This is a genomic window from Edwardsiella piscicida, from assembly GCF_001896205.1.
GTDB classification, from domain to species: Bacteria; Pseudomonadota; Gammaproteobacteria; order Enterobacterales; family Enterobacteriaceae; genus Edwardsiella; species Edwardsiella piscicida.
Window position 1 is genome coordinate 1779105 of the sequence record NZ_MPNU01000001.1, and the last position, 18934, is coordinate 1798038.

Below are 18934 nucleotides of genomic sequence, written 5' to 3' on the forward strand. Positions count from 1 at the left end.
ATATAATAATCTGGATAAACAAATAGATATAAATTAGGTCCACACAGGCGCAGCAGGGCTGCGGCGGACCGCATACCGAGTGGATAAGGAGTGGTGATATGAATAACGCAGTAAAGGCGGCGATCCTGGCGCTGTCGGTGGCGGGTTTGGCCGCCTGCAGTACCCCACCGCAGACCTCGTTGGGCGGTGGTTTCGATGGCCCGCATCAGCAGAATGTCATGACGGTCAGCCAGGTGCAGAAGTCGACGGTGATCGATGAGGGGCAGATGGTGCAGCTGCGCGGGCACATTGTTCAGGCGCTGGGAGGCGAGGACTACCGCTTCCGCGACGACAGCGGCGCAATGACGCTGATCGTTCCCTCCAGCGCCTGGGCCGGCCGGGTGGTGACGCCGCAGCAGCGGGTCAGCGTGCAGGGGCGCATCGTCAAAGAGTTTGACGGGGTGAAGCTGTATACCGTTGCGATTCGTCTCGACTGAGGCGCTATGCATGGCCGGGCGCGTCCCGGTCATAGGATGACGATCCCGCGCGAGTGCGGCGGCGAATAACGCTGACGGTTAGGGTTAGGGTTAAAACGCTGGGGAGAGGATGCGAAAGAGAGAATGGTGCGTCCGAGTAGACTCGAACTACCGACCCCCACCATGTCAAGGTGGTGCTCTAACCAACTGAGCTACGGACGCACTGGGCGTATGCTGTGAAATGGTGCGTCCGAGTAGACTCGAACTACCGACCCCCACCATGTCAAGGTGGTGCTCTAACCAACTGAGCTACGGACGCATTAGGCGCATACTTTGAAATGGTGCGTCCGAGTAGACTCGAACTACCGACCCCCACCATGTCAAGGTGGTGCTCTAACCAACTGAGCTACGGACGCATCCGGTGTCGTCGTGGCTGACGACGGGGACGAATATTAGCGGCACATGGCCGAGCTGGCAAGGGGGGATTATCACTTTTTTCCTAGAAATTCACACGATTGCTGGCAGAGTGCGCAGCGCGGTGAAAAAAGCGGCGCCGCAGCGCCGCTCCAGCGGGTATTTTCCGCGCTTAGCGTGCGGCGCGCTGTAGGATCCAGCTTTCCGGCTGGCGCTGTAGCCAGCGGATGCGCAGCGCCATCATGATGGCCGCGGAGGTCAGACCGATGATAAAGCCGATCCAGAAGCCGCTCGGCCCCATGGCCGGGGTGATCCGGTTGGTCAGCGCCAGCAGATACCCGATCGGCAGCCCCAGTAGCCAGTAGGCGACAAAGGTAATGAAGAAGATCGAGCGGGTATCCTTATAGCCACGCAGCACGCCGCTGCCGATCACCTGCACGGAGTCAGAGATTTGGTACAGCGCCGCCAGCAGCATCAGGTGGGTCGCCATGGCGAGCACCTGTACATCGTCGTTATACAGCAGGGCGATAGGCTTGCGCAGGACGATGGTAAAAATGGCGGTGCAGGCGGCCATCGCCATTCCCACCGCGATCGCGGTGCGCGCCGAGACGCGGGCGCTCTCCGTCGAGCCTTGCCCCAGGCGATAGCCGACGCGGATGGTGGCCGCGACGCCCAGCGACATGGGCAGCACAAACATCAGCGAGCTGAAGTTCAGCGCGATCTGATGCCCGGCGACCGCCACGATCCCCAGCGGAGAGACCAGCAGGGCGACCACGGCGAACAGGGTGACCTCGAAAAACAGCGCCAGGGCGATCGGCATCCCGATAGCGATCAGACGACGGAGCGTGGCCCAGTCGGCCGCCTCAAACGCGCGGGGGCGACGGACATCCTTCAGCGATGGCGCCCGGGCGACGTAGCTGCGCATCAGCAGATACATGATCCAGTAGACGCTGGCGGTAGCGACGCCGCAGCCGACGCCGCCCAGCGCCGGGGCGCCGAATTTACCGTAGATAAAAATGTAGTTGATCGGAATGTTGATCAGGAGGCCGGCAAAGCCGATGACCATCCCCGGCTTGGTCTTGCTCAGCCCTTCACACAGCCCGCGCAGCACCTGGAAACAGAGATACCCCGGCGCTCCCCACATAATCGCGTGCAGATAGCCGATAGCCTTGTCGGCCAGCAGCGGATCGATATTATCCATCATGTTGATGATGTGTCCGGCATTATACAGGACGGCGATGATCAGCACGGAAAGCCCGGCCACCAGCCAGAAGCCCTGATTGACCTGGTGGGGGATGCTGGGCCGTTTACCTGCGCCGTTGAGCTGGGCGATGACCGGCGTCAGGGCCAGCAGCAGGCCGTGGCCAAATAGGATGGTCGGCAGCCAGATAGAGGTGCCGACGGCCACCGCGGCCATATCGGTAGCGCTGACGCTCCCGGCCATGATGGTATCGACAAAGCCCATTGCCGTTTGGGCAATCTGGGCAATGATAACGGGAATAGCCAACGCCAATAAACTACGCGCTTCGCGCCAATACTTCTGCACGGATACACCTTTATGGTTTTTGTGACACAAAATAGGGATGCGCCTATCCCCACGGCACACCATGGTGGGTCGCTTACGAGTAAGGGGGACGAACGGGTGATTCTACCGACTTGTTCGCGATATGGAAATATGCACAGGTAGAATGTTGAGCCAGGTGCGCGTATAAGGGGGTTTTATAGCGTAATACTTTGGTTTACGAGTGATTTAGGGCAAACTCATAGACAGTAATCCTAACCGAATATCTCATAGAGGAAGGCATTATGTTTACCGGTATTGTTCAGGGCACCGCGCCGGTGGTGGCGATCGATGAAAAACCCAATTTCCGTACCCACGTAGTACAGCTGCCGCCGGAGATGCTGCCGGGATTGGCGCTGGGCGCCTCGGTGGCCAATAACGGCGTGTGCCTGACCGTCACCGGGATTGAAGGCGATCGGGTCAGTTTCGACCTGATGAAAGAGACGCTGCGGGTGACGAATCTGGGAAGCCTGCGGGTGGGCGATCGGGTCAACCTGGAGCGGGCGGCCAAGTTTAATGATGAGATCGGCGGCCATTTGATGTCCGGTCATGTGATGGGTATGGCGGAGATCGTCAAAATCCTCAGCTCAGAGCACAATCGCCAGATTTGGTTCCGTATCAGCGATAGCGAGATGATGAAATATGTGCTGCATAAGGGGTTTATCGGCATCGACGGCATCAGCTTGACCCTGGGTGAGGTGAGCAAGAACCGCTTCTGCGTACACCTGATCCCGGAGACCCTGCAGCGCACCACGCTGGGAGAGAAGCGCCTGGGCGATTGGGTGAACATCGAGATCGATCCGCAGACGCAGGCGGTCGTCGATACCGTTGAGCGGGTGTTGGCCGGCCGCGCCGCCGTTGACGGCGCGCAGCCAGCCTAATGTTTGCGGGCTAGCGCTTAGCGCTCTGCGTGGGCGAGCCCGCGGGTGCGCATCATGCTGACAACCGCGGCCAGCGCGGCGCAGGCGGCGCCCAGCAGCAGGGCGCCGTGGGTTCCCCCGTCATCCCCCAGCCAGTTAAACATCAGCGCGACCAGCGCGGCACCCAAGGTTTGGCCAAACAGGCGGGCGGTGCCCAGCATGCCGCTGGCGCCCCCGCTGCGCTGACGCGGCGCCGCGGCGATCATGGTGTGGTTGTTTGGTGATTGAAACAGGCCAAAGCCGGCGCCGCACAGCGCCATACGCCAGATAATTGCCGCACTGTCCGGCTGGGCCGGCAGCAGCGCTAGCGCCAGCAGACCCACGCCGGTGAGCGCCATACCCATGCAGCCCAGCAGACCCGCATTGAATCGCTCAACCAGGCGTCCCGCGAGGGGGGCCATCACCATGGTGGCCAGCGGCCAGGGCGTCAGCAGCAGGCCGGTCGCCACCTCGCCATACCCCAGCGTACGCTGTAGAAAGAACGGCAGTGAGACCAGCGCCAGCATTTGCGCGCAGAAGGAGCAGATGGAGGTGGCGATGGAGAGGGCAAAAATGGGAATGCGCATCAGATCGATCGGCAGCAGCGGCTGCGGCTGGCGACGTTCGCGCCGGATCAGCAGCGTCGCGCTGCACAGCAGGGCGGCCAGCTCCAGCCACAGCAGCGCGGGAGACTGATGCTGCGCCAGCCCGCTGATCAGGGAGAGCAGCAGGCCGAAGGTCAGGGCGTTGAGCAGGGCGCTCTGGCGATCGAAGGGAGGGCGAGCCGCGGCAGGCGGATTGCGTGGCAGCGTGCGTCGGCCAATCAGCCAGGCAGCCAGGCCGAAGGGGATATTGATGGCAAACAGCCACGGCCAGTCGCCCAGGGCCAGCACGGCGGCGGCGATCGTCGGGCCGGCGGCGGAGGAGACGGCGACCACCAGTGCGTTTAATCCCATGCCGCGTCCCAGCTGATGCTGGGGATAGATCAGGCGTATCAGGGCGGTATTGACGCTCATCAGCGCGGCGGCGGCAAACCCCTGCAGCACCCGGGAGAGGGTCAGGGTCAGCAGGGAGTCGGAGAGGGCGCAGGTCAGTGAGGTCAGACTGAACAGCAGGCAGCCGCTGAGAAAGATGCGCCGATAGCCAATGCGTTCGCCCAGGGCCGCCAGCGAAAGGAGTGACACTGTCACTGCAAGCTGGTACGCGTTGACGATCCAGATGGCATCCGCCGCGCTGGCGTGCAGATCGCGGGCGATGCTCGGCAGCGCGACGTTAGCGATAGCGCCATCCAGCACGGCAATGGCGATACCCAGCGCGATGGCCAGCATGGCGCTGTAGCGCTGACGCAGCGGCAGCCCGTCACTGAGGCTTGGAGTCATAGCGAGCGTTTCCGTGGATACAGTCGGTTTTTATGATGGATCTCACTGTGCGCGCAAAAGTACGCGCTGGCAATCTTTGCATCGCCTTGATTGTCACGCGGTTGCAGCGACGTATCCGACTGTTATTCGGGGAGTGTTCCTACTATACTGAAACAGAGGTTCGTTTTTTTGATAAGGGTAACCCGACTCCATGACAACAGAAATAGATAAACAGCCCGACGCCGTTTCCTCTGTCCTTAAAGTTTTTGGCATTCTGCAGGCGCTGAGCGAGGAGCGCGAAATCGGTATCACTGAGCTCTCCCAGCGCGTGCTGATGTCCAAGAGCACCGTCTACCGTTTTCTGCAGACCATGAAGTCGCTGGGCTATGTGGCGCAGGACAGCGGGACTGAAAAGTATACCCTGACGCTGAAGCTGTTCGAGCTGGGGGCCCACGCGCTACAAAACGTGGATCTGATCCGCCTGGCAGACATTGAAATGCGTGAGCTGTCGCGTCTGACGAAAGAGACTATCCACCTGGGGGCGCTGGACGAAGACGGCATCGTGTATATCCACAAGATTGACTCGATGTACAACCTGCGCATGTATTCCCGCATCGGACGTCGCAATCCGCTGCACAGCACCGCCATCGGCAAGGTGCTGCTGGCCTGGCGCGATCGCGCCGAGGTCGAGGCGCTGGTCAGCCAGATTGAATTTACCCGCAGCACCCCGCGTACCATCGCCGACGCCGCGCAGCTGATGCAGGCGCTGGAGCAGGTACGCGCCCAGGGCTATGGCGAAGACAACGAAGAGCAGGAGGAGGGACTACGCTGCATCGCCGTGCCGGTATTCGATCGCTTTGGCGTGGTCGTGGCGGGGTTAAGCATTTCGTTCCCGACGCTGCGCTTTTCAGAGGCGGCGAAACAGGAGTACGTGGCGATGCTGCACAGCGCAGCGCGGCGGATCTCGGAACAGATGGGCTGTCACGACTATCCGTTCTGATCGCGCCGACATCCGGCGCCCCGCGCGTCAGCGGAGCATCGAAAGCGCGGGGGCCGATGGCCCCCGCTGTCGTATGGTCACGGGTGGGATGGGGGTCAGTGGCGGGAGAGGTCGGCCTCCTCCGGCGCGTCAAAGATCCGGCGGTTGGTCTGGCGTAGCAGCTGGCTGGTAACGGCGCCGGCGGTCATGGCGCCGTTGACGTTGAGGGCGGTTCGCCCCATATCGATCAGCGGTTCAACGGAGATCAGCAGCGCAACCAGCGTGACCGGCAGCCCCATCGCCGGCAGAACGATCAGCGCGGCAAAAGTCGCACCTCCGCCCACGCCGGCGACCCCGGCAGAGCTGATGGTAACCACCCCGACCAGCGTGGCGATCCAGATCGGGTCAAATGGGTTGATCCCGACGGTGGGGGCGACCATCACCGCCAACATGGCGGGGTAGAGCCCGGCGCAGCCGTTCTGGCCAATAGTGGCGCCGAACGAGGCGGAGAAGCTGGCGATGGCGTCGGGAATGCCGATGCGGCGCGTCTGCGCCTCGACGTTGAGCGGAATACTGGCGGCGCTGGAGCGGCTGGTAAAGGCAAAGGTCAGTACCGGCCACACCTTGCGGAAAAAGCGCAGCGGGTTAATCCCGACCAGCGAGAGGATCAGCGCGTGGACCGCGAACATGATCGCCAGCCCCAGGTAGGAGGCGACGACAAAGCCGCCCAGCTTAATGATATCCTGCAGGTTAGAGCTGGCGACGACTTTGGTCATCAGCGCCAGCACCCCGTAAGGCGTTAGCTTCATCACCTGACGCACCAGCTTCATCACCAGCGCCTGCAGGGTATCGATGCCCTGTACGACCCGCGGGCCCCGTTCGGCGTCGTCTTTGAGCAGCTGCAGCGCCGCACAGCCGAGAATGGCGGCAAAGATCACCACGCTGATGATCGAGGTGGGATTGGCGCCGGTCAGCTCCGCAAAGGGGTTTTTCGGAATAAAGGAGAGGATCAGCTGCGGCACCGTTAGATCGGCGACCTTACCGGCATAGCTGCCCTGGATCACCTGCAGTCGGGCACTCTCCTGGCCCCCTTGAACCAGTCCGTCGGCGGTCAGGCCGAACAGGTCGGTCACGCCAACGCCAACCAGCGCGGCGATCAGGGTCGTCAACAGCAGGGTACCGATGGCCAGCAGGCTGATCTTGCCCAGCGACGCGGCATTGTGGAGCTTCACCACGGCGCTGAGGATCGAGACGAAAACCAGCGGCATCACGATCATTTGCAGCAGTTGAACATAGCCGTTACCGACGATATTGAACCACGCGATCGAGTGTTTCAGCACCGGGCTGTCGGCGCCATAGATCAGCTGCAGCGCCAGGCCGAACAGTACCCCGATAACCAACCCCACCAAGACCTTTTTCGACAGACTCCAGCGAGTGTGGCGCGAGCGAGCCAGCAGCAGTAGCAGGGCGACAAACGCAATAACGTTGCCAATAAGCGGTAGATTCATCCCAAAATCCTCTTCAGTCTCGGGGCATCCTCCCCCGGCGCCGTGGCGCGCCAGCGGTAAAGGGCTGACCCGTGATGGTCATTGTTATGGGCGACAACCTGCGATGCCGCCATTATGCGCGACAGAATATCAGGACTCTGACGTCCTGATTTAGAATCAAATGGAATTAAATATAACAATATTTTCGGAATATTCTGCAGCGCGCCGCGCGCAGTGTGACGGTGCGCGTGCTGCGGTTTACGTCGGGGCGGCTGGCGTTACCAATAGGTGGAGTGATGGCGCAGCCATTCCATCAGCGGCATCAGGCTGCCTTGCCAGTAGAGAGAGAACCCCACCAGCGCCAGACACAGCACCCGTTCGAGCTGGTTGCCCTGGCGGGTGACCAGCAGCGGCAGGCGAAATCGCCAGCGGATCGGCCACAGCAGCGGCACGCCGGCCGGGGTGAGCATGTCGGCCAGCAGGTGGCTGAGATAGCCGATGATCATGGCCTGCAGGGCGTCAGCCGGGATCCCCCAGGCGTCGCTGGGCCATTCATTGTTGAGCAGGTAAAGCGCGCCGGCGACGGCCAGCAGGCTGTGGGTGAATCCCCGGTGCCCGAACGCTCGGGCTATCGGCGCGGAAATCCAGCGCAGACGCTGGCCGAGCAGTGAGCGGGGATGGTCGATGTCCGGTAGCAGGCTGGTCAGCAGGGCGCCTGGGATCATATGCCACCAGTCGCCGTGCGCCAGTACCGGCGTCAGCTCGGCCTTTTTCGCCATGATAATGCAGGCGACAGAAAAGAGAAGGTGGCCTTCCGCCGTCATGATAGTGCCTAATCTGAATACTGTGGATTTATCCAGATTATATCAGTCAGACAATTCTGCAATAGGTGACAGCGTCACCCTCGCGCGTTTGCTGTATAAATATACAGAAACGGGGCCTTTCTGTGCGGTTCTGTACGGCCCCGTGCCGCGCGGGGGGTTAGGGCTGCAGATCGCGCCCTGTCAGCTGGGTCAGCGAGGCCAGCTTCACGTCGGCGAGCGCCCAGCGCGGATCGTCAAAACAGGCGGCGGCGGGGACGACGATGGAGCGCATGCGCGCAGCCTTGGTGGCGATCATGCCATTAAAGGAGTCCTCTAGGGTCACGCAGTCCAGCGGATCGCTGCCCAGCGCCTGCGCCGCGCGCAGGTAGACCTCGGGATGCGGCTTACTGTACGGCAGGTGTTCGGCCGAGGTCAGATGGTCGAAGTACGCCTCCAGCTGGAACATGGAGAGCACCTCCCGCAGCATTGCGAGGGGGGAGGCCGAGGCTAACCCGATGCGCAGATCCTGAGCGCGACACAGCTGCAGCGCGCTGACGACGCCCGGCAGCAGCGGACGGGTCTCCCGCACCAGCTCCAGCACCCGATCGAGAATGCGCTGGCAGACCACCTGCTGGCTGGGACCTTGCCAAGGCTGGCGCAGATACCATATCCGCACGACCTGGTCGATGCGCAGCCCCAGGGTTTCCGGTACATCGTCATGTACGTTCAGCCCTAGCTGACTGAACACCTCCAGCTCACCGCGCAGCCACAGCGGTTCTGAATCGATCAATAGTCCATCCATGTCGAAAATGGCGCTGGTAATACGTCCGGTACTCATGAGGGCTCCTTGCGGTGACAGACAGAAAGTCAGGACGGTTACTGTATCATTCACTATGCTTTTGTTTAAGCAGATGATGTGGCGGGAATGGTAATGTCCATATCGCGCAGGGGATGGATTGCGTCGCCGGACGCGGGCACGTAGACTGCGCACGTTTATTGAGAATTCGCAGAGTGTTAAGGGGAGTTTATGACCTATCAACAGGCCGGCTGGGTGGCGGTCGCCAAGCGTGTTTTGGGCTGGATAGTGTTCATTCCCGCGTTGCTGTCGACGCTGATTTCGCTGCTGGGCTTTCTGTACCAGCACAGTGAAAAGCAGCAGGGTATCAATGCGGTAATGTTGGATTTTATGCATGTCATGATCGACATGGTGCGTTTTAATACGACGTTTTTGGATTTTTTCTGGCAGCACTCGCCGTTGCCGCGCTGGGACGCGGGGCTGAGCGGCGCCAATCTGCTGTTTTTAGTGATTTACTGGATGATTTTTGTCGGTATGGCGCTGTGCACCTCCGGCGCGCGCATGGGGCGCCAGGTTCGCCATATCCGCGAGGGGCTGGAGGATCACCTGATCCTCGAACGGGCCAAAGGGGAGACGGGGCAGACCCGCGCCCAGCTGGAGCAGCGCATCGTGATCCCGCGTCATACCATTCTGCTGCAGATCTTTCCGCTCTACCTGCTGCCGCTGATTGTTCTGGCGCTCGGCTATCTGGCGCTGCATCTGCTGGGGATGGTATAGCCCGATCGCGCCCGGCGTTGACCGGGCGCGTCGGTGGGATGCTATGCCGGCGTCTCGTGTCCCAGTGCCTCGATCGCTTTTTCAGTCTGCGCTAGGTGCGATCCGCCGTACAGGTTGCACTGATTCAGCCGATGGTAGAGCTGATAGAGCGGCTGGCGGGCGATAAAGTCGGCGGGCAGCGGCCAGACGCTCTGGTAGCCATCGTAAATCTGCGGCGGCAGCTGTGGCGAGAGCGGCAGCATCGCCAGATCGCATTCGCGGTCTCCCCAGTAGCAGGCGGGGTCAAACAGCACCGGTCCCTTCGCGCTGAGTCCCATGTTGTCCGGCCACAGATCGCCGTGCAGCAGCGACGGCTGCGGCTGGTGGTCCTGCAGGCGACGGCGCACGCGTTCGACAATCTCATCGATATCGCCAAAGGTGATCCCTTTCTCGGCCGCCAGCTGCAGCTGCCATCCGATGCGCTGCTCGGCAAAAAAGGTGGCCCAGCGCCGCTGCCAGGCGTTGGGCTGGGGCGATGTCGCCAGCAGGTTATCCGTATCCAGGCCAAACTGTGGCTGTTCGCTCCAGCGGTGCAAGCGCGCCAGCTGCTGTCCCAGTAGGTAGGCATGGTGGGCATCGAGCGGGCGCACCGGCAGATACTCTAGCAGCAAAAAGCTGGCGTCGCGGGTACTGCCGACGCCGTAGACCGCCGGCGTTTGCACCGTGCCGCTGCGCGCCAGCAGCGCCAGCTGGTCGGCCTCGGCCTGAAAGCTGTGCAGGACGTCGGGCGTATCGCATTTGACGAACACGCTGCGCTCTCCGTCGCCGATCCGCCAGGCCCGGTGCACGGCCCCGCCGGGGAGCTCCTGACGCTCACGCAGTGTGAAGGTTTGGTTGAAATGGCTGGTTAACAGACGGCTTACGGCTTGCCACATGGTTTACTCCCTCGACGTGAGCAGAGAGACGATTGACCGCGCTAGCGAGCGGCGCGGCGCCAGGATAACCGGACGGTGTGGTGCGTTCAGGCGTTATGGCAGTGACCGCGGGTCGTCGCCCGGGCCTGACGCAGCGCCGTAAAGTATTCATCGCACAGCAGTGCCTCCGCCTGGGGCATCTGCCCCAGCGCCTGCTGTCCCAGCGCCTGCGCCAGACGTTCGACGTCTGACTTTTCCTGCACGCTGGTCAGGGCATAGCAGTCGGTCGCGAGACGATGGGGAATACCGTCGGCATCGGCCACCGTGGTGGCGAAACCGGCATGCTGCAACGCGTGCCGCAGCGCGGCGCGCGCCGCGTCGTCGTTGGGCAGCGCCGTAAAGCGGACGATATAGCAGGCAACAGTGGATTGACTCATGGCATACCTCAGAGGATCTGCGAATCACCTCAAGAATAGACTAAAAATGTGTGCAAAAAGGTGAAAGGAGCAACAAAGCGTAAAAATCAGCTAGCCACGCCCCTTTTTTTTCTGGCACCATTCCCCAATTCAATTTTTACGCAAAAAAAGTAGAGGTGCCGTAACGGTGAAGATTCGACTCGGTTGTATGTTGGCAGTGCTGCTGCTGGCCGGATGTGCCAAACAGCATACGCCGGCGCCAGCCAAGGTAACGCTTAATCAGCATAGCGGGGGGTTTTTACGCGATTCGGCCGATATGGATCTGGCGGATGACGGTGAGTTCTCGACCTATATCCGCAGCGCGGCCAATACCTACAATGTGGATGAGACCCTGATCAAGGCGATCATTCAGGTGGAGTCGGGCGGCGATCCCCGGGCGGTGAGCAGTTCCAACGCGATCGGTCTGATGCAGCTGAAACCCTCGACCGCCGGGCGTGACGCCTATCGCAAGAAAGGGCGCTACGGTCAGCCGACCACCCGCGAGCTGAAGGATCCGGCGGTCAATATCGACCTGGGTACCGCCTATCTGAATATTTTGAAAAACCAGCAGCTGGCCGGGATCACCAATCCCGAGACCATGCGTTATGCGATGATCGTGGCCTATGCCAACGGGGCCGGCGCGATGCTGCGGACCTTCTCCCGCGATCGCGATACGGCAATTGCTAAAATTAACCGTATGACGCCAAAGCAGTTTTACCAATATATTCAGAAGCGCCACCCGGCCGCTCAGGCGCCGCGCTATCTGTGGAAAGTCAATACCGCCTATCTGGCAATGGCGCGTTAATTCAGGCTCAGTCCTGACTGTGGTTAGCCCCGGTTCGGTAGTAGGTTAACCACAGTCATCCCCCCTGAACCCCCGAGGAAACCGTTTGGGTTTCCTCGGGTGGTGGTTTTTTATGCTATAAAACCTGCTTTTTGTGACTTCTCACGCAAAATTTTATATCATTGCACCCGCACTTATTCTGCCACCCTTCGCTCATCGTCGTATTACCTCCGCATTTGCTGTGTCAATGCCGCTGGGATAACACGCCTGCTACCAAGGTAATGCCGCGTCGGCAGGGGGCAGTGTTCCGGGCAGAACAGGATGTCTGCATGAGCCTATCGTCCGTATAAACAAGGTATGACGAATTAATGACCGTACTTTCCACTGATGTCGGGCAAAACGCCGGTACGCGGCTGTCCCGCTGGAATAAAAACGATACTGTCTGGATGTTTGGACTGTATGCCACCGCCGTGGGGGCGGGGACGCTGTTTTTACCGATCAACGCTGGCCTGAACGGGCCGCTGGTGCTGATCCTGATGGCGCTGCTGGCTTACCCGTTGACCTACTTACCCCATCGGGCGCTGTGCCGCCTGGTGCTGTCCGGCAGCCGTCGCGATGGCGATATTACCGATGTGGTAGAAGAGCACTTTGGCACGCTGGCAGGCAAGGGAATCATGGTGCTGTATTTACTGGCATTTTTCCCTATCGTGCTGGTTTACAGCATCTCCATTGCCAATGCGCTGGAGAGCTTTTTGATCAATCAGTTTCATTTGACGCCGCCGCCGCGCCTGTGGCTGAGCTTTGGCGTGGTCGCCCTGCTGGCGCTGGTTCTGCGCACGGGGCGCGAGACCATCGTGGCCGCCATGGGGGTGCTGGTATTCCCGCTGATCTTGTTTTTAATGGGGATTTCGCTGTACCTGATCCCGTACTGGCAGCCTGCGCATTTCTTTTCCGGGCTAGGACAGACCCCGCTGCGCGATCCCGCGCTGTGGCGTTCGCTATGGCTGGCGGTGCCGGTGATGGTGTTCTCGTTTAGCCATGCACCGATCATCTCCTCGTTTGCCTCCAGTCAGCGTCAGCTGTACGGTGAGCAGGCGGAGCGCCGCTGTGCGCGCATTATGCGCTACAGCTACATCATGATCTGCGTCAGCATTCTGTTCTTCGTCTTCAGCTGCGTGATGAGCCTATCCCACGCGGATATGCTGGCCGCGAGGGAGCAGAATATTACCGTGTTGTCGAGCCTGGCTAACCGTTTCTCTAACCCGATGATTGCCTATCTGGGGCCGGTGATGGCGATCCTCGCGATGTCCAAGTCCTATCTGGGTACCTCGCTGGGGGTAACGGAAGGGGCCACTAGCCTGATCGACGGCGTATTTCGCAGCGTGGGGCGCTCTGTCTCCTCTCAGGTGACGAACCGTATTGCGGCGATCGTGCTGTTTCTCGTGACCTGGCTGGTGACCTATCAAAACCCGAACGCGCTGCACATTATTGAGACGGTCAGCGGGCCGCTGATTGCGGTGATCCTGTTTATTTTGCCCATGTACGCCATTCATCGCATTCCCGTGATGCGCAAGTACCGCTCACTCAGTAACCCCTTTGTGCTGTTGATGGGGCTGATCGCGCTCTCCGCGCTGGTGTACAGCCTGCTGTAACGCCGGGCTCAGCACGCCGAGGTCAGAAAGCACAACGCCCGCATTACGCGGGCGTTGTGTTATCGGCAGCGCGTCGATGCGGCTAGGCCGTTGTCGTCGCTGGCGGCGGCAGCGTGATGATCCGGGTACAGACCTGCTCCAGCAACGCCTGCTGATGGCTGAAGATGAGCATCCCCAGCGGACGGCTCTGGCTCTCCTGCAGCAGATAGCGCCAGATATCGCGCTGAATCGCCGGATCCAGCTGCGCGGTGATCTCATCGGCTATCAGGTAGCGGGTGCGCGGGTCCAGCGCCCGCAGCAGGGCGATGCGGGCCAGCTCGCCGCCGGACAGTTGGCCCGGCTTTCGCTGTAGCCAGTGGGGCTGGATATGCAGCCGCGCCAGCGCGGTCGCATCGGGATGCCAGGCATCGTGCAGGGCGGCGCCGGTGCTGCGCCAGGGGTTAAAGGTGAGCTCCGGATGCTGGGGAACCAGCTGTACCGGGCAGTAGCCGCGCCGCGGCAGCGGCGCCCCGTCAACTAGGAGCGTCCCGCTGGCCGCTTTTTGCCATCCGGCCAACACCCGCCCCAGGGTGGTTTTGCCAAAGCCGCTCGGCGCGCTGATCCCCAGACGCTCTCCGGGCGCTAGGCTGAGGTTCAGCGCCTGCCACAGGCATTTCCCCCCCTGGTGAACGGTTAAATCCTGGCAGATCAGCATAGGGAACGCTCCAGATCCGGGAATAGGGCGCCGCGCTCCGGCAGCGCCTGCCACTGGCGCATGAGTCGCTCGCTGATTTCGCCGCGCTGCAGCTGCGCGCGGCTGACGCTGTCGCTAACCTGGCCCTGGTGCAGGGCGACGATGCGATCGGCGTGCTGTGCCGCCAGCATCAGATCGTGGGTGACCCACAGAATGCCGCAGCCTTGCTCACACAGGCGCCGCAGCTGGCGTAGTAGCTGATGCGCCAGCGCCGCATCCAGCCAGGCGGTGATTTCGTCGGCCAGGATATAGCGGGCGTGGCTGAGGGAGGCGTGACAGGCCAGCACGCGCTTGGCCATACCGCCGGAGAGCTGACGCGGGTAGCTGTGCATCACCGTGGCCGGATCAAGATGGCTTTGGCGTAGCACCGCGCTGGCCTGCTCGGCGTCCCAATGCTGGCCGGCCAGATGGCGGGTCCGCTGCAGATGTCGCTCAATATTGAGCAGCGGATTGAGCGCAGAGACGCCCTGCGGTACATAGCACAGGGTATGGCCGCGCAGACGGCGGCGACCGTCGGCGGAGAGCGGCTTTCCATCCAGACTCAGCGTGCCGTGGCTGCGCAGATTGGCGGGTAGCAGATCGAGAGCGCACTGCAGTAGCAGGCTCTTGCCTTCGCCGCTGCCGCCGACCAGCGCCACCAGCTCACCGGGGGCGACATCGAGGGTGATTCCCTGTAGCAGAGGAGACCAGCGACGGGCGCCATACCAGCGATAGTGGGCCGCCTCCAGGGTGACGTTGTGAAAACTTAGCATGACTCGCTCCTTAGCCACAGTCGCTGCAGGGCGTGGGCAAACTGATCGAACAGCAGCACCAGCAGCAGCAGCATCAGGCCGGGAAACAGCACCAGCCACCAGTTACCGTGGCTGATAAAGCGCAGTGCATCGGCCAGCAGTAGCCCCAGCGATGGCTCATGCGGCGCCAGGCCAAAGCCCAGGAAGCTGAGCGCCGCGCTGTGCAGGACGGCGTGCGGAAACATCAGCAGGGTTCCGGTGAGCCACTGCGGCAGCAGGGCCGGCAGATAGTGGTGGCGCCAGCAGTAGGCCGGGCCGTTGCCGAGGCGGCGGGCCAGCGTCAGGTAGTCGCTGTGCGCTATGCGCTGGGCTTCGGCGCGCAGGATCAGCGCCAGGCGCGGCCAGTGCGTCAGGGCGACGGCCATGATGACGCCGCTCTTGCCGCCGCCGAGGGTAAAGCAGATCAGGATCAGCAGTAGCAGGTGCGGCAGCGCGAGCATGGTGTCGGTGAGCAGACGCATCAGGGTATCCAGGCGCGGGTGCAGCTGGGATAGGGCCGCCATCAGGAGCGCGATCATCCCGCTGCACAGCGCGGCGCCGATCCCGATTTGCAGGCTGGTGAGGGCGCCCTGAAAGCTGCGCAGCCACAGATCGCGCCCCATATTGTCGGTTCCGAACCAGTGGCGGGCGCTGGGCGGCTGATGGCGCGCCAGCAGGTCGATCGCCAGCGCCTGATCCAGAGAGGTATAGGCATACCAGGCGATCAGCAGCAGTAAAAATGAGGCGATAAACAGGCGCGCCAGCGTGGGGGCAGGGTTATACAGCATCGGGTCGCTCCAGAGCGCGGTTCATGCGGCGGATCAGCCAGGCCGACAGGGTATTGCCGACAAAGACCAGCAGGGTACTGAACAGGACGATCCCCATCAGCAGGGGAACGTCGCCGCGCAGACCGGCGTCGATCGTCGCCTGCCCCAGTCCGGGATAGGCAAACACCTTCTCCGCCAGCAGGGCGCCGCCGAGCAGCTCACCCAGCGAGGCAAACTGCAGGCACAGCGCCGGGGTGATCGCGTGACGCAGCACCTGGCTACGCAGCAGCGACCAGCCGCGATCGCCCTGCGCGCGGGCAAAGCGGACAAAGTCGCTGGCCATGACGCTGGCGATCTTCTCCCGGGTATGCAGAGCGATTTGTCCCATTCCCAGCAGGCTGAGGGCGCAGACCGGCAGCACCAGATGGCGCAGCCGTTCGGACCAGCCTGCGCTGGCGGCATTGCCGCCGGGCTCCCAGGCGCAGCATACCGGCAGCAGCGGCCAGTGCACGGCAAAGAGCGCCAGCAGCAGCAGCGCAATCCAGAAGGTCGGCAGGGAGGAGAGCAGGTAGCTCAGGCGGCAGATCAACCGATCGGGCCAGCGATTCAGGTAGCGACCGGCCAGGCAGCCCAGCCCGATGCCGGAGAGTCCGGACAGCAGCCAGGCGCCGGCGAGCAGGGCGAACGAGGTGGCAAAGCGCTCGCCGATCACGCTGGCGACCGGGGCGTTAAACAGCATGGAGTAACCCAGATCGCCCTGCAGCAGACGCATAAACCAATGGCCGAAGCGTTGCCACAGGGGCTGATCCAGCCCCCAGCGGGCGGCGATCTTGGCGTACTGCTGCGGCGGAACGTGCAGCAGATCGTTACCGATATAGGCTCGGATGGGATCGACCGGTGAAAAGCTGAGCAGTACAAAGGTGCCGGCAGCCACCAGCACCAGAAGCAAAGCCAGCCGCAGCAGCGGGGCAAGCAGACGCATCATTAACGGCAGGTCCAGGTCCAGTCATCCAGATTGTTCAGCAGCGACCAGCTACCGTGAATTTCCGGGGCGCCTTTACCCAGATTGACGCATGGATTGGCCAGATAGGTGTGCTGAATATTCAGCAGCCAGGCCCAGGCGGCATCGCCCTGGACGCCGGCGCCCTGCTGTCCATCCCATTCGACCTGCTGCCAGAACGGCAGCGCCTTGCGCCAGTCAGGGGCGTCCACCGCCTGCTGCAGATGGCGTTCGACCGTCGGATTACTGTAATAGCCGGGGTTGTAGTACTCCACGCCGGCGGCTTTACCGCTGTAGTGGTGATACAGCTCCATGGGATCCAGGCTACCCCAGCCGAACAGGGTCGGGTTGGCGTGCATATGGCGCTCAACGGTTTCCCAGCTGCCGGACTTCAGGGTGATGGCGATCCCCAGCGGCTGCAGCATGGCGCGCACGGCCTCGGCGATGTCGCGACGGGTGCTGTCGCCGCTGGCGTACCACAGGGTCAGACGGGCGGCCTGGCCATTCTTTTCACGCACGCCGTCTTTGCCCACAACCCATCCCGCCTGCTCCAGAATCGCTTTCGCTTTGGCGAGATCGCCATCCTTAAAGGCGATGTCCGGATTTTGCCACGGCAGTCCCTGGACGGCGCTGTAGGCCGGAATAGCGTGGCCCTCCATCAGCGTATCGGCCAGTTGCTGGCGGTTGATGGCGTAGTTGATGGCGCGACGGATCGCGACGTCGGCGGTGATATCGTTGCCGATCGGATTGCCTTCGGCGTCTTTTTTACCGGCGGGTACCATGGGGAAGACGATACCGCGGTTTTCTACGCTGTCACGCACCCACAACTTCAGGTTTTTCTGCTGGGGCGCCACGGCCATGGAGGGCGCGATGCGCACCAGGTCGAGCTGTCCGCTCTGGGCGGCGGCGTAGGCATTGTCTTCATCCAGGAAAACGAAGACCAGACGATTGAAGTCGTTTTTCTTCCCTGCGTAGTAGGGGTTGGCCTCGACGATCAGCTGCTGACCGGGCTGAAAGCTGACCAAGCGATAGGGGCCGGCGCCGATGGGCTGCTTGGCGAAGGTTTTCGCGTTGTAGTTGTCGCTGGGAACGATGCCCAGAGAACCCAGCACGTTGACGAAGGTGCTCTGCGGCGCGCTCAGGGTGATCTCTACGCGGCGATCGTCCAGGGCGCGTGCCTGGCTGAAGTTGCCCATATCGATCTTGCCACCGCTCTGCGCCGCCTTATTGTAGGTAAAGACCACGTCTTCGGCGGTCAGGGCTGAGCCATCGGAGAACTTCAGGTCCGGCTTCAGGGTCAGTATCCACGTTTTGCCATCGTCGCTGGTGCTGATGGCCTCCGTCAGCAGGTTGCCCCAGCTCATATCGGCGTTCTGGCGCAGCAGGGGGGCGTGCAGCAGGAAATAGCTGCCGTGGCTCCAGCCTAGCATCGGGTCAAAACCTTCCGTCGGCTCGGCGCCGATGGCCATTTTCAGGGTGTGGGACGCCGTTGCCGGTTCGGCGGCCATCAACGGGGCTTGCATGGCGAGCGTTAGGGCGCAGGAGAGTAGTGTAATTCGGCCGATATTCATCATTATATTCCCAGATTTTTTGTTGTTTATTTCATCATCGCGACGTCACTGTCGCTACATGCGCGCACGGTGAATCGGGTATACCGCGCAGCGGGGAGAGTTATAGCAAACCCCCCGGCGGGTAAACATGATTTAGAACAGGAAATGTATGCACTTTTCCTTACTTCTGCATACCGCAGTGTAGAAAATGATCGTCAGGAAGAGAAGCGTTTGTTTTGCGTACAGCCGCCGGGCCGTCGGGAAAAAACGTCGGGGATTCTGGATCAATGGCCCTACCAATTCCATAATAGTAACGGAGTACGGTAATTCATTGCAGTTGAGCTGGCGTAAAAGGAAATGATAATGGACTGGTATCTGAAGGTTCTCAAAAATTACTTTGTATTTTCCGGTCGGGCGCGCCGCAAAGAATATTGGTGGTTCGTCCTGATTAACTGCATTATCTCCATCGTGCTGGCTATGGTGCAAAAGGCGCTGGGCTGGACGTTTGAAAATGGGGAGGGGCTGCTGACTATCCTCTATAGTTTGGCGGTATTAATTCCATCCATTGCGGTTTTGGTACGCCGTCTGCACGATATTGGTCGTACCGGCTGGTGGGCGCTGATTGGCCTGATCCCGCTTATCGGCTGGCTGGTGCTGCTGATCTTTACCCTGTCGGATAGCCAACGCGACAATAATGCCTATGGCCCTAATCCGAAAGCGTTGTCCTGACGCGTCGCCGAAGATGGCCTGATGCCGGGCCATCTTTGGGGTATCCCCGCCCGTCACATTTTGCGGCATATT

At 61.4% G+C, this 18934-nt stretch carries 19 protein-coding genes and 3 tRNA genes; 7 read left to right on the forward strand and 15 right to left on the reverse strand.

What is annotated here, in order from left to right; all coding sequences use genetic code 11:
- Window positions 1-98: 98 nt before the first annotated feature.
- The gene (locus BRD58_RS08175; RefSeq protein WP_012848414.1) at window positions 99-476 is read left to right on the forward strand and encodes a YgiW/YdeI family stress tolerance OB fold protein; all 378 of its coding nucleotides are present in this window, start codon (window positions 99-101) and stop codon (window positions 474-476) included.
- A gap of 124 nt (window positions 477-600) precedes the next feature.
- Here the strand turns inward: BRD58_RS08175 and BRD58_RS08180 are convergent.
- The 4 genes from BRD58_RS08180 to BRD58_RS08195 all read right to left on the reverse strand — a co-directional run bounded on the left by BRD58_RS08180 (window position 601) and on the right by BRD58_RS08195 (window position 2415).
- Window positions 601-677 (reverse strand) — tRNA-Val (locus BRD58_RS08180).
- 20 nt (window positions 678-697) lie between these two features.
- Window positions 698-774: transfer RNA gene (locus BRD58_RS08185), tRNA-Val, on the reverse strand.
- Window positions 775-794: 20 nt separating this feature from the next.
- Window positions 795-871, reverse strand: a tRNA-Val gene (locus BRD58_RS08190).
- Between the two features lie 170 nt (window positions 872-1041).
- A complete protein-coding gene (locus BRD58_RS08195) occupies window positions 1042-2415 on the reverse strand; it encodes an MATE family efflux transporter (protein WP_012848415.1) in 1374 nt (457 codons plus the stop codon).
- Between the two features lie 260 nt (window positions 2416-2675).
- On the opposite strand from BRD58_RS08195, the gene BRD58_RS08200 reads away from it, so the two are divergent.
- Window positions 2676-3311 (forward strand): riboflavin synthase subunit alpha, encoded by a 636-nt coding sequence (locus BRD58_RS08200; protein WP_073382177.1) that lies wholly within the window; start codon window positions 2676-2678, stop codon window positions 3309-3311.
- Window positions 3312-3328: 17 nt separating this feature from the next.
- Here the strand turns inward: BRD58_RS08200 and BRD58_RS08205 are convergent, their stop codons facing one another.
- A complete protein-coding gene (locus BRD58_RS08205) occupies window positions 3329-4708 on the reverse strand; it encodes an MFS transporter (protein ID WP_073382181.1) in 1380 nt (459 codons plus the stop codon).
- A 190-nt stretch (window positions 4709-4898) separates the two neighbouring features.
- On the opposite strand from BRD58_RS08205, the gene kdgR reads away from it, so the two are divergent.
- The gene (gene kdgR / locus BRD58_RS08210) at window positions 4899-5687 is read left to right on the forward strand and encodes a DNA-binding transcriptional regulator KdgR (RefSeq protein WP_012848418.1); all 789 of its coding nucleotides are present in this window, start codon (window positions 4899-4901) and stop codon (window positions 5685-5687) included.
- Between the two features lie 95 nt (window positions 5688-5782).
- Here kdgR and BRD58_RS08215 read toward each other — a convergent pair whose 3' ends face one another.
- From BRD58_RS08215 to hxpB, 3 genes are all read right to left on the reverse strand, one after another.
- Window positions 5783-7174, reverse strand: a complete 1392-nt coding sequence (locus BRD58_RS08215; protein ID WP_012848419.1) for an L-cystine transporter — start codon at window positions 7172-7174, stop codon at window positions 5783-5785.
- A 257-nt stretch (window positions 7175-7431) separates the two neighbouring features.
- Window positions 7432-7977 (reverse strand): metal-dependent hydrolase, encoded by a 546-nt coding sequence (locus BRD58_RS08220; RefSeq protein ID WP_012848420.1) that lies wholly within the window; start codon window positions 7975-7977, stop codon window positions 7432-7434.
- A gap of 157 nt (window positions 7978-8134) precedes the next feature.
- Window positions 8135-8794, reverse strand: coding sequence for a hexitol phosphatase HxpB (hxpB, locus tag BRD58_RS08225; protein WP_012848421.1), 660 nt, complete (start codon window positions 8792-8794; stop codon window positions 8135-8137).
- 189 nt (window positions 8795-8983) lie between these two features.
- Here hxpB and BRD58_RS08230 point away from each other — a divergent pair, with 189 nt between their 5' ends.
- On the forward strand, window positions 8984-9529 hold the full coding sequence (locus tag BRD58_RS08230) for a YniB family protein (protein ID WP_012848422.1): 546 nt from the start codon (window positions 8984-8986) through the stop codon (window positions 9527-9529).
- A 41-nt stretch (window positions 9530-9570) separates the two neighbouring features.
- Here the strand turns inward: BRD58_RS08230 and BRD58_RS08235 are convergent, their stop codons facing one another.
- Together BRD58_RS08235 and ghoS are read right to left on the reverse strand one after the other, a co-directional pair.
- The gene (locus tag BRD58_RS08235) at window positions 9571-10443 is read right to left on the reverse strand and encodes a fructosamine kinase family protein (protein ID WP_015461407.1); all 873 of its coding nucleotides are present in this window, start codon (window positions 10441-10443) and stop codon (window positions 9571-9573) included.
- Window positions 10444-10529: 86 nt separating this feature from the next.
- The gene (ghoS, locus tag BRD58_RS08240; protein ID WP_012848424.1) at window positions 10530-10859 is read right to left on the reverse strand and encodes a type V toxin-antitoxin system endoribonuclease antitoxin GhoS; all 330 of its coding nucleotides are present in this window, start codon (window positions 10857-10859) and stop codon (window positions 10530-10532) included.
- A gap of 166 nt (window positions 10860-11025) precedes the next feature.
- On the opposite strand from ghoS, the gene BRD58_RS08245 reads away from it, so the two are divergent.
- On the forward strand, window positions 11026-11682 hold the full coding sequence (locus BRD58_RS08245) for a transglycosylase SLT domain-containing protein (protein WP_015461408.1): 657 nt from the start codon (window positions 11026-11028) through the stop codon (window positions 11680-11682).
- Between the two features lie 347 nt (window positions 11683-12029).
- Window positions 12030-13313, forward strand: a complete 1284-nt coding sequence (locus BRD58_RS08250) for an SLC5/6 family protein (protein ID WP_069578516.1) — start codon at window positions 12030-12032, stop codon at window positions 13311-13313.
- Between the two features lie 82 nt (window positions 13314-13395).
- Here BRD58_RS08250 and BRD58_RS08255 read toward each other — a convergent pair whose 3' ends face one another.
- Genes BRD58_RS08255 through BRD58_RS08275 form a run of 5 tightly spaced genes read right to left on the reverse strand, consistent with a single transcriptional unit; the run spans window position 13396 to window position 18157 of the window.
- On the reverse strand, window positions 13396-14007 hold the full coding sequence (locus BRD58_RS08255; protein ID WP_015461410.1) for an ATP-binding cassette domain-containing protein: 612 nt from the start codon (window positions 14005-14007) through the stop codon (window positions 13396-13398).
- Window positions 14001-14798: an ATP-binding cassette domain-containing protein gene (locus BRD58_RS08260; RefSeq protein ID WP_012848428.1), complete on the reverse strand. Its 798-nt coding sequence runs from the start codon at window positions 14796-14798 to the stop codon at window positions 14001-14003. The genes BRD58_RS08255 and BRD58_RS08260 overlap by 7 nt, the downstream gene beginning before the upstream one ends.
- On the reverse strand, window positions 14792-15604 hold the full coding sequence (locus BRD58_RS08265) for an ABC transporter permease (RefSeq protein ID WP_012848429.1): 813 nt from the start codon (window positions 15602-15604) through the stop codon (window positions 14792-14794). The genes BRD58_RS08260 and BRD58_RS08265 overlap by 7 nt, the downstream gene beginning before the upstream one ends.
- Window positions 15594-16568, reverse strand: coding sequence for an ABC transporter permease (locus BRD58_RS08270; protein ID WP_015461411.1), 975 nt, complete (start codon window positions 16566-16568; stop codon window positions 15594-15596). Before BRD58_RS08270 ends, BRD58_RS08265 begins: the two co-directional genes overlap by 11 nt.
- On the reverse strand, window positions 16568-18157 hold the full coding sequence (locus BRD58_RS08275; RefSeq protein WP_071840962.1) for an ABC transporter substrate-binding protein: 1590 nt from the start codon (window positions 18155-18157) through the stop codon (window positions 16568-16570). The genes BRD58_RS08270 and BRD58_RS08275 overlap by 1 nt, the downstream gene beginning before the upstream one ends.
- Window positions 18158-18496: 339 nt before the next feature.
- Between BRD58_RS08275 and BRD58_RS08280 the strand changes: the two genes are divergently transcribed.
- Window positions 18497-18862, forward strand: a complete 366-nt coding sequence (locus tag BRD58_RS08280; protein ID WP_012848432.1) for a DUF805 domain-containing protein — start codon at window positions 18497-18499, stop codon at window positions 18860-18862.
- The last annotated feature ends 72 nt before the right edge of the window (window positions 18863-18934 follow it).

Coding starts and splice junctions, on each gene's coding strand:
- BRD58_RS08215 (WP_012848419.1), bottom strand. CDS start 7,174: ATGAATCTACCGCTTATTGGCAACGTTATTGCGTTTGTCGCCCTGCTA.
- BRD58_RS08205 (WP_073382181.1), bottom strand. CDS start 4,708: ATGACTCCAAGCCTCAGTGACGGGCTGCCGCTGCGTCAGCGCTACAGC.
- BRD58_RS08250 (WP_069578516.1), top strand. CDS start 12,030: ATGACCGTACTTTCCACTGATGTCGGGCAAAACGCCGGTACGCGGCTG.
- BRD58_RS08270 (WP_015461411.1), bottom strand. CDS start 16,568: ATGATGCGTCTGCTTGCCCCGCTGCTGCGGCTGGCTTTGCTTCTGGTG.
- hxpB (WP_012848421.1), bottom strand. CDS start 8,794: ATGAGTACCGGACGTATTACCAGCGCCATTTTCGACATGGATGGACTA.
- BRD58_RS08220 (WP_012848420.1), bottom strand. CDS start 7,977: ATGACGGCGGAAGGCCACCTTCTCTTTTCTGTCGCCTGCATTATCATG.
- BRD58_RS08275 (WP_071840962.1), bottom strand. CDS start 18,157: ATGATGAATATCGGCCGAATTACACTACTCTCCTGCGCCCTAACGCTC.
- BRD58_RS08260 (WP_012848428.1), bottom strand. CDS start 14,798: ATGCTAAGTTTTCACAACGTCACCCTGGAGGCGGCCCACTATCGCTGG.
- BRD58_RS08200 (WP_073382177.1), top strand. CDS start 2,676: ATGTTTACCGGTATTGTTCAGGGCACCGCGCCGGTGGTGGCGATCGAT.
- BRD58_RS08175 (WP_012848414.1), top strand. CDS start 99: ATGAATAACGCAGTAAAGGCGGCGATCCTGGCGCTGTCGGTGGCGGGT.
- kdgR (WP_012848418.1), top strand. CDS start 4,899: ATGACAACAGAAATAGATAAACAGCCCGACGCCGTTTCCTCTGTCCTT.
- ghoS (WP_012848424.1), bottom strand. CDS start 10,859: ATGAGTCAATCCACTGTTGCCTGCTATATCGTCCGCTTTACGGCGCTG.
- BRD58_RS08255 (WP_015461410.1), bottom strand. CDS start 14,007: ATGCTGATCTGCCAGGATTTAACCGTTCACCAGGGGGGGAAATGCCTG.
- BRD58_RS08235 (WP_015461407.1), bottom strand. CDS start 10,443: ATGTGGCAAGCCGTAAGCCGTCTGTTAACCAGCCATTTCAACCAAACC.
- BRD58_RS08230 (WP_012848422.1), top strand. CDS start 8,984: ATGACCTATCAACAGGCCGGCTGGGTGGCGGTCGCCAAGCGTGTTTTG.
- BRD58_RS08280 (WP_012848432.1), top strand. CDS start 18,497: ATGGACTGGTATCTGAAGGTTCTCAAAAATTACTTTGTATTTTCCGGT.
- BRD58_RS08265 (WP_012848429.1), bottom strand. CDS start 15,604: ATGCTGTATAACCCTGCCCCCACGCTGGCGCGCCTGTTTATCGCCTCA.